This is a genomic window from Pantoea sp. JZ29, from assembly GCF_035190385.1.
Taxonomy (GTDB): Bacteria; Pseudomonadota; Gammaproteobacteria; order Enterobacterales; family Enterobacteriaceae; genus Pantoea; species Pantoea stewartii.
On the sequence record NZ_CP045241.1, the window covers coordinates 2,266,185 to 2,281,879 of the forward strand.

A 15,695-nucleotide genomic window follows, 5' to 3' on the forward strand; every position below is an offset into this window, starting at 1 on the left:
GACGAGCGGACATTGATATGTGGTCTGTGCTATGTGGATTGTTCTTGCTTCACTGGCGGGAGAGATATCCTCGCCTCCGAAATCAGTTTTTCCACTGCTTCAAGAGGGATATTCTCTTCGTAGCAGGTCAAAAAGAATTCGTGTGTAACATCAGAATAGAAAACTTCAGCAATTTGCCGTAAAGGAGATGTCTCGCTGACAGATAATTCCAGAAACATGCCATCACGTAATATGTCGCCTCCACGACTCAGTTCAAATTTAATTTGAGACATATTATACGAATTCCTTCTTTTCAACTACGCAAAACATTTTGCGTGAGTGATATCAAAAACAATTTTGTCAGGATACAGCGAGATAATATTCCGATCACGTTAATCTCAACTACAAAGCCATTCTAAGGATAATCCTGAAATCGTTATAACACGCCAACAACCGCTCTTGGCACAATGCGGACTATATGCAGGCCAATTTCTGCTGTGAGCGAAAAGCGGACGTTTAGGTGGCTGAGTATTATAAACTCTTTCAGCCTGAGAGAGAAAAATTGTCTTCTTTATCGTACTTTATATCACTTGTACTAAAGATTACGCCGATCCAGAATTGGCGACTCTTAATGAGCCGTTTTATTATCGAGTTCGAAGGCAGCCTGAGCAACCACCTGTGATCTATTAGAAGTTACAAAGAGTTACTGAATGGCTCTCGTCATTTTTTTTATTCTTGGTTGCCTATACCAATCTGATTTCTCATACGCCTGAAGCCAATCCATATTCCCTTCAAGCATAGAGGAAAAGTGATTTTTTTAGAGCATTAGAGAAATAGTGAAATAGTGAAGACTTTTCACATTTCTTCTATAGACAGACGTCCCGTTAACGGAAGAAATACTATCAGAAATAACCCTACCCTCATCAGTCATATGCGTAATGATAAAATCCCTTACATCATATTTTAACATTTCTGTATCTGAGCAAGCCTGACAGAAGCTGACTTCAACAGCCTCTCTCCACATTATAAATTCTGTTTGATAATTTTCTTTTATTAAAAAATCTTGCTATCATCAACTGGTTTAGCTTCGAAACCATAATGCTCAATAATAAATTTAAAGATCTCGTTAAATGAATGAAAATACTCGTTCATTTCACTTTCCTTTGTGATTTTCCAATAAACTTTACACCGAATTTACTATCATCTCTATAGTTTTATCATTAAACAGTTTCGTTTCAACAGCTGTTTCTATCGAAAGAGTACCGCCCGCTTCTGGCACAAAGCGGATCGGTCACAGAGGTGATGCAGGATGGTACCGGGACTGAGCCTCAATCATTGACTCGCTGAATGCTTCGTTACCGTTAATGACACGCCCTCTTCCAACTGTCAGATTTCGGGCGGTCCCATAGCCTTTCAATAACCCTGCACGCTCGTCAGCCACCGGTTCCTGCCAACTCCTGCCATTTTTCAGACAACAGTTGTCCACGTTTATCGGCCCAAGAATTTGACTGCCGTCTTCAGGCTGTGTCTGTCCTGAAACTGAAACGCCGCCGAGATATCGTCCTTTGTTACCGACTTCTATTCGTGCGCCTTTGCGATTAGCTTTGAGCGTACATCCACCTTCGCCAAACTGATTTTCGGAACCGATATGTACAGACCCGGCTGTCGCTTCAATGAAAGTATTGCTGTGAAAAAAATTATGATTCCCCACAGTCAGGCCATACCCCAGGACTGTGATTAGCGTGACTCCTGAGTAAAAAACATTGCCCGTACCAATTTCAGCATGAACGGAAATTAAAACGGAGAGCGGGTCAAATATCATATTTCCCTTTTCGCACAGTAACGCAATCTGGCTGATTGTAAGGAAACCATGATCGGAACGCATTTTATCGAAAATATGATGAAGCATCATGTCACTACTCTCCTGAGTGATGAATGTACCAATTGTCAACATAATGATGTGTTGTGCATGGCATGCATATTGAACAACCTTTAACCAGATAACAAAATCAAATGAAGCCCTTTACAAAGGAAATAATAATGATTTTCAGTGAATTCCCTGTTACAGGATGCTGGGACAAAGAATCTGTCAAAAGTGCATTTCAGCCAGTTGAAACATTACCCGGCAGCCTCATCGAAGCTTCATCTCGCTTGTTTGGAGAATATAGCGCCGGACGTCCTGAAAAGCGCTTAAGGTAAACCTAATCTCCGTATGAAAATATAGCGTTTTCATATTTTAGTTACAGGATCGCTATGAACGTTTCTTACAGGCACTGGCTCCCTCATAATGATGCACCTTTTTTTCGTCGGCTCCATCTGCTCGTCGCCGTCCTTATCCTTTCCCAGATCATCAACTCCAATTTTATTGAAAGTGAGGCGCTGGGCGGGCACAGTCTGGAAACGGTAATCACCTGGTTTCATATCCTTTCTGGCCTGTTACTGATTGTCGCCGGATTCGCTATGCTGTTCTGGATGAAAGTGCAGCGTGGATTACACTGGTACTTTTCGTGGCTGACACTGGACTTTCGGGGCATTCGGGATGATCTTGCCTGCCTGGCGCGCATGAAACTACCCGACGCACACAGTGGCGGCATCGCTGCCACCATACAGGGTCTGGGCGTTATCTCACTGCTTTTGGTTGCATGCTCAGGCGCGCTATGGTTTTTACTTAACAGCACATCCTTCGCATCGCCCGACCTGACGGACACGGTGTTGTCCTGGCATACGTTCCTGACCACTTTTGTCGAAATCTACTTCTACTTCCACGGTGCAATGGGCGTGCTGCATATTCTGCTCTCGCGCTTTGAAAAATAAGAGTGCCCTTACCGGAATCAGAAAAGTGTGGCGTGGGCTAAAAACATCACCCCGGGCTGCGTACACCATTAGCGGCCTGTACTTTTCTTAATCACGCTGACAGCCACCTGGTCCCGAATACGGCCCGCCCGCACAGGAAAAATCTGTTTTTTCATATACGTCATTAAACGGACACAGGCGCTCTCTTATTTCCAGGTACACCGGGAACAGGCACCGGCGTAACGAATGAGGACGAAGGCTGGACGCATTTCTGATCGGAGTACCGCGCTGCTGACTGGCGTGGTACGACGTGAAAATCCTGCAGTAAGTCTCGTCAGCGTTGGTTAATGAAACAAGTTTCTGGTCTTCATCAGACATTATCCGCTTTGAGCGAAAAGCGGAAGTTCGCATTTGTCATAACCGCAGGGATGTAGGACTAACATTTGCGTGTGTTGATTAACGCGGAGCTGGTCATTCATGTTGGATCTCCTTCAGCTAACCCGTTTTCGCGCTACGTTTGACTGAGATAATTGAAATGGCGATAATTTATACGCTGCTGCAAAACCATAGCATGACATTTTTCATGCAGGCGCAAGGTGATTTTCTGGGGTTGCCTGGCTGCGATAACAACAGGCACAAACATCAGCTATAAAACTCGTTCGTAAATATTTAAAAGAGGTCTGTATGTTAAAAGAATTTTCAATTTTCACTGATACTGCAACTCTTTCAATATTTGACATTGATGCGATTAAGCACAGAGTTGCAGATTTATGTGACTGGTGGAGCGAGGAGGAGAATGAGATCCTTGAAGTAAACAAGGGCAACATCGCTTTTCTTGGGTTAGGAGTTGATGGTGACTATACCATTAAGGTGTCGGAAACTATTGAAGGTGAAGCAGGTACACTAAATCTGCACTTCCCGTCAGGCAACGTTTTTATTGGAGCGGGAGAGTTCACGTCTGGAGGGGATCTGGAACCAATTGACCTTGATGTAAACGATGGAGAAGGAGAAACCTTAAACTTTGCTCCTGGCTACTACCGCATGAAGTTTTCTCGCTCAGAAAATATAATCGAACTCTGCTTTGAACCGACCACGGAAAAATATAATTCTATAGAAGAGTCTGTCCGGATATAAAAAGATAAAAACATTGAGCCTTATGCCCATTGTTAGTTTAATGAGATATAAAAAACGGGCTGACGCAGGGAGCAGTTGCGGGACATGATTGTGACCTGCTCCCCGTTAATCATAACAGAGTGGTTCTAGCTACTTCCGCTAATGGCACAAAGCGGACATTAGCACCATCAGGCGGACTTATACTCCGGTTAAAAGACGTCTGACGCAGAACGTCAGGCGTCTGGCAGTATTTACCTTTCAGTGTATGACTGGAGTTGCGTTATCAGAACTGTTCCCAGTTCTGATCCTGTCCGCCAGCCACAGCAGTTTGTGTTTTTTTCACGACAGGCGCAGAAATCACTTCGGGGCGACGGTTCTCCCGCTTATTAACAGATGATATTCCTGACACGCTGACAGTGAAGGCGCTCACCAGCCTGCCCAGTATTGAGGCCTGCTCCGTCAGAGAGCGAGTTGCTGCTGAGGCTTCTTCAACCAGGGCGGCGTTCTGCTGGGTGGCATCATCCATCTGATTCACAGCCTGATGAACCTGACTGATGCCCTGCGACTGCTCACTGGCAGCGACTGAAATTTCATCCACAAGGTAGGTAACCTGTTTCACCGCATCATTCATGCGGGACATATTGGCACCCACGCCCTCAGCCTGCTCCGAACCAGCCTGCACAAAGCTCATTGACGACTCTATCAGCTCCTTGATTTCGCGGGCGGAAGAAGATGAACGCTGTGCCAGGTTGCGGACTTCGCCGGCTACAACCGCAAAGCCGCGCCCCTGCTCACCCGCACGGGCCGCTTCGACGGCGGCGTTGAGCGCAAGGATATTGGTCTGGAAGGCGATGCCCTCAATCAGCGCTATGATGTCCGTAATTTTGGCAGAGCTTCCACGGATGTCGCTCATTGTGCTCATCAGAGTGCGCACGCGACCAGCGCTGTCTTCTGAAATATCCCGGGCGTTTCTGGCCAACCGGCTGGCCAGGCGCGTGTTTTCTGCCGTCTGGCGGACGGTTTCACTGAGCTCAGACATGCTGGCCGCCGTTTGTTCCAGTGAGGCGGCTTGCTCCTCGGTACGCGAGGACAGATCCTGGTTACCGGCTGATATCTGTGCCGAAGCGGAACTGACCGACTGGGCAGACGCTTCGACTTTTGACAGTGAGTCTGAAACATTCTCAATCAGATGGTTGAAAGCACTTGCCGTGAGGCCGATTTCATCACGACGCGACGCATCAACCCTGAGGGTCAGGTCCAGGTTCTCGCTGGCCTGCTCCATGGTCTGCCGCATGCCGTTCAGCTGTTTGCGTATAGACAAGATGGTTTTGACCGTAAAGAAGCCCAGGATAAAGATGACAACGGCAGAGCCTGCGCTCAGTCCCCAGAGCGTCATGAAGTAAATACGGGTATTGGTTTCATCCAGCTGTGTACCAATGTCGATATTTATCTGCAGTTGCTTGCGGTAGCTGGTGGTCAGGGTACGGATTGCGTCATTAAGGCTCTGACTGGTTTCAGCGGCATCCGCACTCAGTGAAGACGCCGGAAGCCTGTAGGCCTGCAGAAAAGCAGGCAATTTATCATGAATGTTTTTTATCATGACAAATGCATCTTTGGTCAGTTGCAGGTCTTCATCACTGGAGATGTCGTTTTCCAGATAATGCTGGTTTAGCTTATTAAGGCGTTCGACCGCTTTATCCATATACACCGCAATTTCAGCCTGTTTGTCAGCCTCTTTTGCGCTCTGATAGTTGTACAACTTAATAATAAGTTCATTGTTTTCATCAATAAGCACGTTCAAATCGATGATTGAGGGAATGGCGTTAATCTGTACGTAGTGAAAGCGGTACTGAAAGCCGCTGACGACCACGATGGCAATGATAACCATGGAAACCAGTGATGCCGAGAGAAGAGAAAATGTAAGAAAAAGTCGCTGTGTAATAGTCATAGTTCACCCTGTGTAGTAAAAAAAAGCATAGCTATATTTAAATCGTCGAATAAAGGGAAAACTTGATTTTTATGTTGCGAGTACAGCTCGTCACGAAGAGCGGAAGCAAAACGGATGAGATAAATCAGTGACAGCTTTAATACGTGAATATATTTAAACTTTCCCCTGGCAGTATGGGCTGGGACCATGGGCTCTAAAATAAGCCCGACACGGCTGGATGAACGCCATGGGCGGGCTTGACGGTTATTCAGATTTCTGAGAGGTTAACCTTATTCTGGCACCATAATTGTAAGAATATAATCAGCAGACCCGTTCTCAATGAATTATAAGGGTAATAATCAAAATGGATCTTTCAGCAATATATGAATGGCGTAAAACGATTGTCTGATAAGTACAGACAGCATGAAACTGGATTTGCACGCCGTGCATCATTATTTAACAGAGTCGACGTGGGCGAAAGGAATCGATTTTGACACAGTTAAAATGTCGACGGCGAACAGCCTTAATTTTGGTGTTTATCTCGACAAATCACAGACAGGCTTTGCCCGTCTGATAACCGACTACGCTACGTTTGCGTATCTCTGTGATGTTTATATACTCGATGAATACCAGGGTAAAGGTCTGGGGAGATGGCTAATGGAATGTATTCACAACCATCCGGTTTGTGAAAAATTGAGAAGTATTATTTTATTCACATCGACAGCCCCATAGCTTTATCAAAAATTTGGTTACGTGCCCATAAATAAAGATAATTACGCCAGGGCTTTTACCCAAAAACGCTCGGGTATATAACGAACGTCGGATTTTATTATGGCGCTTTGAAAAAAAGTGTCCTGTTCAACATCGTGTGCATCACTCCCCTTTAACCCGATAAATCCCTTCCTGTACGATGTCCGCTCCTGCCACAGAACGGACAATTCCTCTTTTCACCTGATAAGTGAGCCATGTGAAGACAGGTTAAAAGACATAAGGGATGTTAAGGAAAATCATCATTCATCAGGAAGGATAATCTTATCCGGGGTCTGTCTGTTCCCTGAGTCCTGTTACCAGCGAATGCCTGAGCGCCCTGTTGTCACCTGCTAAGCTGTTCCCGAGCGTTTCCACCAGCCTGATGAGCCTTGATGCTTACCATCATCACTGGCACTGTGAATGACCTGCGTATTTTTGCAACTGCACCGCTTTCTTTATCAGACCCGTCGGTGTTTAGTTCAGGTATATTTCAGTGCCCTGCTGATGTCATAAAGCAGGGAGCGAATACGGATATACTGCCTGCAGAATAGTCAGCGTCACCCATTGCCTCAGGGGCGTCCTGTCATACCTGTTTCTGAAAACTGTTCCCTGACCCAGTCCGCAAATAATCGTATACGGGGAGCCAGTTGGCGGTTCTCCGGCCAGGCAATATGAACCGGGAGTTCATCAACCAGCCAGTCATCAAACAGCCTGATAAGGTCCCCTTTTCTCAGCGCGTCTGCCACCAGAAAATCATAGGTCGTTACGATGCCCAGGCCCGCGCGCGCCGCACTGAATGCCGCGTAAGCGTCGTTGACGGATATCTGAAACGGACCGCTAAGCGGAAACGATTCGCTGGCTTTCATCAGTTGATGCTCAAAACGTCTCCCGCTCTGTGGGGAACGCACCTGAATATGATGAAAGTGCACTAACTGCGTGGGATGGGAGGGTTTACCCTGTCTTTTAAGGTATGCGGGCGCGGCGCATACCACCATGGGCAGTGCTCCCAGAGAGCGGGCAACAAGCGAGTCATCGTGAAGTCGTCCTATGCGTATCGCGCAGTCAAACTGATTTTCAATGAGATCGCTGGTTCGGTTGCCCACGCTTGTGATGATCTGTAAATCCGGATAGCGGTCCATGAAATCCCCCAACCTCGGAATAATCAGGCAGTATGCCAGCGCGCCCGGCATGTCTACCCTGAGCTGGCCACGCCACGTTCCAGCCGCTCCCGAAACGCTGCTGTCCAGTTTTTCCGCCTGCATAAGTAATGCCTGCGCGCCCTTGTGGTAAATCTCGCCCTGTTCTGTGAGGCTTAGCCGTCGTGAAGAACGATGTAAGAGTTTTACACCCAGCTCATTTTCGAGGGCCTGAATCTGCCGTGTCACCGTTGACTTCGGTAACCCAAGGCTTTCCGCAGCACGGGTGAAGGCTCCGGTTTCAACGACCTGTAGAAAGCTGCGTATCGCAGAAAATTTATCCATGCCCCGCCTTATTGTTGCTGTATCTGCAATTTAAGTTTGCCCGGCGCCCGATTGTTCATTACGCCCACAATCCTGAATATACGGCCATCCAGTCCATTCCCCCAACGGAAAAGCACATGAGCAAGCTGTTAACCTGGCATGTCGCCGGTGCAAAAATCACAAAGATTCCAGAGCAACAGAGCAACGGCATTCCCGTGTTGTCTCTGTTTCCACAGTGGGATCGTCAGTCAGCCTTGCGTTTTGCTGGACACATTCAACGTCATGATCTGGATTTTACAGACGAGACCGTGTCGCTCAGCACACACAGCTGGCTGATTGAAAAAGACGGTAAGGTCATCATCCTTGATACCGCATCGGGTAACGGCAAAAAACGCCCTGGCAATGCAAAGTTTCATGAAATGAACAGCCACTGGCTGCATGCGCTGCGAGCGGCAGGCGTTGAGCCTGAGCAGGTGGATGCGGTCGTTTTAACGCACCTTCATGTCGATCACGTCGGCTGGAATACTGTCTTGAAGAAAGGTCAGTGGCGCCCCACTTTTCCGAACGCCCGCTACTACTTCTCCGCAGATGAATACCATTTTTATCAGAACCCACTTAATGTCATGCCGGAAAGCACAGGTGCAATGGATGACAGTGTGTATCCGGTCGTCGCTTCAGGGCAGGCCGTGTTTCTGGACAGCGCCGAGACAGAGGTCGTTGCCGGGCTGCAGATTCACAGAACACCGGGGCACAGCGTTGATCACCTGGCATTCAGTTTCTCAGACGGCGGTGAGACGGCCCTGTTCTGGGGTGACGTCGTGCACAGCCCGCTTCAGATATTCCTCCCCGAGTGGAACAGCCGCTACTGCGAATTTCCCGATACGGCAAAAAAATCCCGGACAGTGATGATGAATTTTGCTGCTCAGACCCGGGCGCTGGTTTTTACCTCTCACTTTCCGGACAGCTCGGCAGGACGGGTTCTCAATACAAACGGCCAGTTAACCTGGCAGCACGCCTGACAGGAGAATATCATGACAAACACACCACCGCTGTTCAGCGAAGCTTTCGCCATCCCCTCCGATACCAGAGACATTTCATTGTGGCTGCGTCACAGGCGGCGCGCTGATACCACCGACTTTGATGCGGCACAGACGGTTCTGCTGATGCACGGCGCCACTTTCTCATCGGGAAGTCTGTTTGATACACCGCTTGAGGGGGAATCTTTCCTTGATTACCTTGCCGCAGCCGGTCTGGATGTCTGGGCAGTGGATGTGCGTGGATACGGCCGCGCATCAAGACTACCTTCTTTCTCTTTGCCTGCGCGGGAAAATCCGCCGTCAGCGCGTGCTGAAACCGCAGTAAGGGACTTAGGAAGCGCGGTTGATTACGTTCTTGCACATCATGGACTGACGCAGTTGAACCTCATCGGGATGTCATGGGGAGGAACGGTGGCGTCGCTTTACACCACACGGAATACCGCTAACGTGCGGCGTCTGACGCTTATTGCGCCACAGTGGATTCAGGACGGTAAATACGCGCTCGATCCCGGCGGCGAAATGGGCGCATGGCGCGATATTGACATTGATGCAGTGGAATCACGCTGGCTTCAGGCCGCGCCAGACAATAAAAAGAACAGCCTTATTTGTCCCGGCGGATTTATGCAGTGGGCCCGGCAAACAGTGGATGAGGAACCCGATCCGGTTTTGAGAGCCCAGCGCAAAATCCGGGTTAGCACCGGTCCGATTCAGGATACACGGTGTTACTGGGCAAAAAATAAAGGCGTCTACGATCCCGCCGACATCCGCGTCCCCGTATTGCTCTTACATGGTGAATGGGATCGTGATGTACCTGTGAATGCAATCCAGGACTGGTTCCTGCGAGCGACAGGCACCCCCTGGAAGCGCTGGACAGAAATTGGTGAAGCCACACATATGATGGTGCTGGAGAAAAACCGACGTCAGGTGTTTGAGCTTACCCGGTATTTTATCAGTCAGGTTCTGGATATGTAATGAGGCCTGTATCACTCAAGCCTCATGTTCAGAAAAGTATCGTGCCAGACAACATCCGCTTCAGGTACAAAGCAACCTCTGAAACAGATTAAGGTCCGTCAGGTGCGAAAAGGGGAATTTCGCCCTGCCCGCTGTTGAACGTCACGCTTAAAATTTTAGCAAACCGGGACTGGCGCGCGCCATCAGTGCATTGAGCAGATGCGCAAAGTCGGCGCGCTATGTCTTCCCCTTATAGCGCCCATCACTGAGCGCGCCCCCGGGCCTGCGTTTTGCACAGCACCCGCTTTCTCACCTGACCACGACGCGGTTACAAACCCTGACAGAAGCCTGCCGCTGACCAGCCCAGTGAATATTGGTAAAACACAGAACCAAAGGTTTCATCACGGTGACAACCGGATTCCGTTTGTCATTCAATGCAGTACTGTTGCGCTGCATGTTGCCGATCCAGTGTGAAAACCTGCAATGTCGTTTTCTCGCTTTCCAGCGTGAAAATGGCTGTCGCAAGCGTGTTTTCTTCATCCGGGTCATGCGGCGACAGGCGATAAACAGGCAACACAGGATCATGCTGATCCGAGAGGATAGCTTTAGCCGACGCGCCATCAAGTTGCGTCTGTGTGTCCAGCCAGTCGTTCAGGCGCTGCTGACGTGAAGCGGAGCTCTCGGTAATCACTTGCTCAGTGGTATCAAGTTTCGCATGAATCAGGTGGTTGGCATGGGCGAAGACATGACGCAATGGCGTGACAGAACAACCGGAACCGGTTGCTTCCACGCTAAACAGGCGGCTGTCGCCCCGCTGCCCTAATGTATGGTGGAATGCCCCCGCACGCGGTCCTGTTGTCAGAATCGCGATAGCCTCATCCAGAGTTGTCGCATCCAGCGCTGCACGGGCCAGAACCTGACGAGGAACCCCCGCCGGGCGATCCACTGCGCGGATGTTATTCACCGTGTTGACAATCCCTTTTTCATTCACAGCGAATGTATGGCCGCAAATCGACCCTGGATAGGCGAAGCTGATAAATTTCAGGCCCTGTTCCGGCACCACAGAGACGATCGCACAGTCATCCCGTAACTGCGGAAAACCGTCTTCGTTATGCGCAATAATCCGCTCACCGTTCGCATTGCTTCCCGCCACGGTGGTACAACCATCCGACGTAGACCGCACCAGATCGCCACGGCAGTTCCATGCGAAGACCTCATCAAGCGGTGCCTGTAATCCTTCAGCAAGCCCTTCCAGCTCCTGCCAGATAAGCGGGAACTGCTGCTGAACACGCTGACGCATAGCCTGGGTGGGTTCAGCCTCTTTCATTGCCGTTACGGTTTGCCATAGCGCCGTTACGGTGAGCTTTTTGTGCCAGGCCTCACGGCCAAATTCACCAAGCTGCTGACCGATTGCAAAAGCGGAACCCGTGATTGTAAGTGCTTTCATTGTGTATTTATTCACTTATGTTCAGGAGACATGCTGCAAAAATTCTTTAAGACGCGGGTTGCTGCTGGCGTTAAGCAACCTGTCAGGTGAACCATCTTCGGCAATCGTGCCACCATCAATAAAGATCAGGCGCGAGGCCACATCGCGGGCAAAGCCAATCTCATGCGTCACAATGATCATTGTCATCCCTTCTTCAGCCAGCGAGCGCATGACTTTTAATACTTCATGGCGCAGTTCAGGATCCAGTGCCGATGTCGGTTCGTCAAACAGCATCATTTTAGGCTTAACGGCCAGCGCCCGGGCAATGGCTACGCGCTGCTGTTGACCACCTGAGAGTTCAGAAGGATAGTGATCGGCACGTTCGCGTAACCCGACACGCTCCAGTAACGCCATTGCCTGTTCACGGGCGGCCGCTTTGCTCTGCTTGCGTACGCGAATCGGACCGAACATCACATTTTCCAGCGCGGTCAGATGCGGGAACAGATGAAACTGCTGAAACACCATGCCGGCTTCGCGGCGGATGTCACACTCGTTGGCATGCGGATCCGTAATGTGTTTTCCCGCAACCAGCAACGTTCCGCCAGATATCTCTTCAAGTTTATTGATACAGCGCAAAAGTGTGGATTTGCCGGAACCTGACGGGCCAATAATCACCACCACTTCACCGGTTTCAATCTTTAAGTTGATATCGTGAAGGACCTGCGTTGTGCCAAAGTTTTTGGATACCGCGTTAAATTCAACGATGCTCATAGAATATGCATCCTTTTCTCCAGTTGCTTAAGCAGGAAACTCAGGCACAACGTGACGGCCAGATAAATCATCGCCACGGCGGTCCATACCTCAAGTGCCCGAAAATTACCGGCAATAATTTCCTGGCCCTGACGCGTTAATTCGGCCACGCCAATGACAATAAACAGTGAGGTATCTTTGATACTGATAATCCATTGATTGCCTAAGGCAGGGATCATACGGCGCAGCGCTAACGGCATGGTGACATGCCACAATGTACTTCGCTGCGATAGTCCCATTGCCAGACTGGCTTCTTTGAAGCCTTTATTAATAGAAAGAATCGCTCCGCGCGTGATTTCCGCGATATAGGCACCCGAGTTAATCACAATCGTTACGATGGCTGCCGTGACCGGCTCAATGCGAATGGGCAGCACCATCGGCAGCGCGAAATAAATAAACATCACCTGTACCATAATCGGTGTGCCACGAATCACTTCGACAAAAATCAGCGAAAGTGTTTTGGCTATTTTGCCACCTAAGGCACGGCAGGTGCCGGCCAGTAATCCAATAATAAAACCGCCTAACAATCCTGACAGTGAAATAATCAGCGTCAGTTGCAATCCCTGTAAAAGAATCGGCAACGATTCCCAAATATATTTACTTTCAAAATTCATAATTCGACCCATGGAGCGAAACGAGGCCAGCTCACGCCGGCCTGGCGGGATTATTTCGGTTCTTTAGCAAACCATTTCACATAGATTTTGTTGTACGTACCGTCAGCACGCAGTGCCTTAAGGGCGGCATTGACTTTGGGTGTCAGAGGGCTGTTTTTCTGCATCGCAAAGCCGTACTGCTGAGGCAGAATGCTGTCGTTTTCACCGACGGCTTTAATCTTGCCATCGCCGGCAGTTTTTACGTAGTAGAGGACGTTCGGCGAGTCGTGCACAACCGCATCCAGGTTTCCGGCCTGTAAATCGAGATAAGCATTATCGATATTGGGAAATTCAACGTAGTCGGCTTTGTATTTGCCTTTCATAAACGTGGCGGCAGCCGTACCCTGTTTCAGGCCGACTTTTTTGCCCATTAAATCGCTGAACTTCGTGATTGACGTGTTGTTGCTTTTGACGGCGATTAATAAATCGGCGTTGTAGTAGCCATCACTGAAATCGACGACCTGCTTGCGAGGTTCAGTGATTGTAATGCCCGCCATGGCAACGTCCAGGTTGCGCGACTGCAGGCCAGGAATTAATCCGCCAAAATCCATCGGCCGTAATTCATAGCTGACATTCATTTTTTTCGCGATGGCATTCCATAAATCAATATCGAAGCCAACATATTTATCGCCTTGTTTAAATTCAAAAGGCACAAAAGCCGTATCAACGCCGACCACTAATTTATCCTGCGCTGCCACAGCAAAGGTGGCGGAACAGGCGACCAGCGCGAATGCAATGTTTAACTTAGTAAATAATCCAGACATAATAACCCTCAGCGTCAGTGAAATAGCGTGCAGTGCATGTCACCCGATGGCGTCCATCGGGATATAAAAAAGAGAATATTGATTATTCAGGACAGGTCAGGACGTGCCCTGATTAAACCCAAAGTTTACGCAGGAATAATGTGATCCTGCGTGTCGGGCACCGGCGTCTGCGCGCCGTTCATTACCATCGAAAGAAAACTGTAATAGCCATTAATACCTATCAGATCGACCACGCCTTTTTCGCCCCATAACTCGATGGCCTGCTGCCAGGTGATATCACTGACGTTTTGCTGCTGATGTAACTGCTGGCAGAAAGCGTAAATGATCGCTTCATCCGGCTTTAAATCCATGGGAGGGCGTTTTTCATTGATAGCCTGCACAGCCGCCGCTGAAATCCCCTTTTCACGCGCTATGGGTGCGTGAATGGCCCACTCAACAGGCTGCGACCAGTGCCGTGCCGTCATCAAAATCGCCAGCTCAGATAAGCGCTGGCCCAGCGCACTACGATAGCGTAAATATTCCCCCATGCGTTGTGCATGCGCCATCAGCTCGGGGCTGCGTAACAGCGGCTCAAAAGGCGGGAGCAGTGCGCCGCGCGGACCGTTGATAATCTCTTGCGCCAGTACGCGCTGCTCATCGTCCCACTCATCCGCTTTTAGCGGGGGTAAACGGTTCATCATAATTTTGCCGTCTCTTCACGGATGACGATATTCAGTGTGTCCACAACAAAATCCAGCTGGCTGGTCGTCACGATAAACGGCGGCGCAATTAATATATGGTCGCCATACTGACCGTCCAGGGTGCCGCCCATGGGATAGACCATCAGTCCGCGCGCCATACAGTTTGCTTTGACAGCCGCATGGAACTTAAGGCCCGGATCGAACGGCGTTTTAGCTGCTTTATCAGAGACCAGCTCAACGCCGGCAAACAGACCACGCCCGCGTGTATCACCCACGTGCGGTAATTCGCCCAGCACGTCACGCAGGGCATTGTGCAGATAAGCCCCTTGCTGTTTTACCGCGTCCAGCAGGTTATCGCGCTCAATCACGTGCTGAACCGCCAGTGCGGCCGACGCCGCGGTCGCATGACAGATATAGGTATGGCCGTGCTGGAACAGCCCGCTACCGGCCTGAAGTGCTGACACAATTTTCTCACTCGCCAGCACGGCACCAATGGGTTGATAACCGCCGCCCAGGCCTTTGGCGATGGTCACCAAATCGGGAACCACGTCATCCTGTTCAACGGCATACAGCGTGCCGGTGCGGCCCATTCCACACATCACTTCATCAGCGATATAGAGAATGCCGTATTTATCACACAGGCGACGCACGCCTTTCAGATAGCCGGGCGTGGGCGGTGTGGCGCCGGTGGTGGCACCGACGACCGTTTCCGCACAAAAACCGATAATAGTTTCCGGGCCAGCCTCAATGATCGCCTGCTCAAGCTCGTTAAGCAGGCGATCGGTGTATTGCTGCTGGGTTTCATGTTCAAGGCGATCGCGATACTCATTACAGGCAGAAACCCGGATCACGTCGATGAGCAGCGGCGCGAACTGGCGGCGACGCCATTCATTACCGCCGACAGCCAGCGCCCCCAGCGTGTTGCCATGATAGCTTTGCTTACGGGCAATAAACTTCGTGCGTGACGTCTGACCGATTTCAACAAAATACTGACGGGCCAGCTTGAGGGCGGTTTCCACCGCTTCCGAACCGCCGGAGACAAAATAGGCATAGTTAAGATCGCCCGGCGCGTTACGCGTCAGGTGGTCGGCGAGCTGTTCGACCGTATCGCTGGTGAAAAAACTGGTGTGCGCATAAGCCAGCTGATCGATCTGGCGATGCATCGCGGCCAGAACATCCGGATGGGCGTGTCCTAAACAGGAAACGGCCGCTCCCCCGCAGGCGTCGAGATACTGTTTCCCCTTCGTATCATAAATGTACGCGCCTTGCGCGCGCGCCGCCACGATGGGTGTGCTACGCAAGCTACGGTGGATGATATGACTCATGCTGGATCCTGCTCCTGAATACGCTGT

General features: G+C 49.9%; 15 protein-coding genes and 1 pseudogene. 6 read left to right on the forward strand and 10 right to left on the reverse strand.

Going from position 1 to position 15,695, the window contains the following annotated elements:
- Positions 1–29 precede the first annotated feature (29 nt).
- On the reverse strand, positions 30–272 hold the full coding sequence (locus GC090_RS10510) for a hypothetical protein (protein ID WP_033741624.1): 243 nt from the start codon (positions 270–272) through the stop codon (positions 30–32).
- Positions 273–1,270: 998 nt separating this feature from the next.
- On the reverse strand, positions 1,271–1,891 hold the full coding sequence (locus GC090_RS10515) for a hypothetical protein (RefSeq protein ID WP_324019689.1): 621 nt from the start codon (positions 1,889–1,891) through the stop codon (positions 1,271–1,273).
- Positions 1,892–2,019: 128 nt separating this feature from the next.
- Between GC090_RS10515 and GC090_RS10520 the strand changes: the two genes are divergently transcribed.
- From GC090_RS10520 to GC090_RS10530, 3 genes are all read left to right on the forward strand, one after another.
- Positions 2,020–2,178 (forward strand): hypothetical protein, encoded by a 159-nt coding sequence (locus GC090_RS10520; protein WP_164481930.1) that lies wholly within the window; start codon positions 2,020–2,022, stop codon positions 2,176–2,178.
- A 54-nt stretch (positions 2,179–2,232) separates the two neighbouring features.
- The gene (locus GC090_RS10525; protein WP_172912485.1) at positions 2,233–2,793 is read left to right on the forward strand and encodes a cytochrome b/b6 domain-containing protein; all 561 of its coding nucleotides are present in this window, start codon (positions 2,233–2,235) and stop codon (positions 2,791–2,793) included.
- A 663-nt stretch (positions 2,794–3,456) separates the two neighbouring features.
- Positions 3,457–3,906, forward strand: coding sequence for a DUF6386 family protein (locus GC090_RS10530; RefSeq protein ID WP_033741444.1), 450 nt, complete (start codon positions 3,457–3,459; stop codon positions 3,904–3,906).
- Between the two features lie 262 nt (positions 3,907–4,168).
- Here the strand turns inward: GC090_RS10530 and GC090_RS10535 are convergent, their stop codons facing one another.
- Positions 4,169–5,833, reverse strand: coding sequence for a methyl-accepting chemotaxis protein (locus GC090_RS10535; RefSeq protein WP_324019690.1), 1,665 nt, complete (start codon positions 5,831–5,833; stop codon positions 4,169–4,171).
- A 343-nt stretch (positions 5,834–6,176) separates the two neighbouring features.
- Here GC090_RS10535 and GC090_RS10540 point away from each other — a divergent pair.
- Positions 6,177–6,625, forward strand: a pseudogene (locus tag GC090_RS10540) (GNAT family N-acetyltransferase).
- Between the two features lie 506 nt (positions 6,626–7,131).
- Here GC090_RS10540 and GC090_RS10545 read toward each other — a convergent pair.
- On the reverse strand, positions 7,132–8,043 hold the full coding sequence (locus tag GC090_RS10545; protein ID WP_324019691.1) for a LysR family transcriptional regulator: 912 nt from the start codon (positions 8,041–8,043) through the stop codon (positions 7,132–7,134).
- A gap of 116 nt (positions 8,044–8,159) precedes the next feature.
- Here GC090_RS10545 and GC090_RS10550 point away from each other — a divergent pair, with 116 nt between their 5' ends.
- Positions 8,160–9,041: an MBL fold metallo-hydrolase gene (locus GC090_RS10550; RefSeq protein ID WP_039340371.1), complete on the forward strand. Its 882-nt coding sequence runs from the start codon at positions 8,160–8,162 to the stop codon at positions 9,039–9,041.
- A 12-nt stretch (positions 9,042–9,053) separates the two neighbouring features.
- Entirely contained in the window at positions 9,054–10,031 is a 978-nt protein-coding gene (locus tag GC090_RS10555) for an alpha/beta hydrolase (protein WP_324019692.1), read from the forward strand.
- Positions 10,032–10,437: 406 nt separating this feature from the next.
- On the opposite strand, the gene GC090_RS10560 is transcribed toward GC090_RS10555, so the two are convergent.
- From GC090_RS10560 to GC090_RS10585, 6 genes are all read right to left on the reverse strand, one after another.
- Complete coding sequence (locus tag GC090_RS10560) at positions 10,438–11,457, reverse strand: acyl-CoA--6-aminopenicillanic acid acyl-transferase (RefSeq protein ID WP_039340373.1); 1,020 nt, start codon at positions 11,455–11,457, stop codon at positions 10,438–10,440.
- 21 nt (positions 11,458–11,478) lie between these two features.
- Positions 11,479–12,201, reverse strand: a complete 723-nt coding sequence (gene glnQ, locus GC090_RS10565) for a glutamine ABC transporter ATP-binding protein GlnQ (RefSeq protein WP_039341571.1) — start codon at positions 12,199–12,201, stop codon at positions 11,479–11,481.
- A gap of 2 nt (positions 12,202–12,203) precedes the next feature.
- A complete protein-coding gene (glnP, locus tag GC090_RS10570; RefSeq protein WP_324019693.1) occupies positions 12,204–12,860 on the reverse strand; it encodes a glutamine ABC transporter permease GlnP in 657 nt (218 codons plus the stop codon).
- Positions 12,861–12,910: 50 nt separating this feature from the next.
- Complete coding sequence (glnH, locus tag GC090_RS10575) at positions 12,911–13,663, reverse strand: glutamine ABC transporter substrate-binding protein GlnH (protein WP_324019694.1); 753 nt, start codon at positions 13,661–13,663, stop codon at positions 12,911–12,913.
- Between the two features lie 125 nt (positions 13,664–13,788).
- The gene (locus GC090_RS10580) at positions 13,789–14,340 is read right to left on the reverse strand and encodes a carboxymuconolactone decarboxylase family protein (RefSeq protein ID WP_324021566.1); all 552 of its coding nucleotides are present in this window, start codon (positions 14,338–14,340) and stop codon (positions 13,789–13,791) included.
- Entirely contained in the window at positions 14,340–15,668 is a 1,329-nt protein-coding gene (locus GC090_RS10585; protein ID WP_324019695.1) for an aspartate aminotransferase family protein, read from the reverse strand. Before GC090_RS10585 ends, GC090_RS10580 begins: the two co-directional genes overlap by 1 nt.
- Between the last annotated feature and the right edge of the window lie 27 nt (positions 15,669–15,695).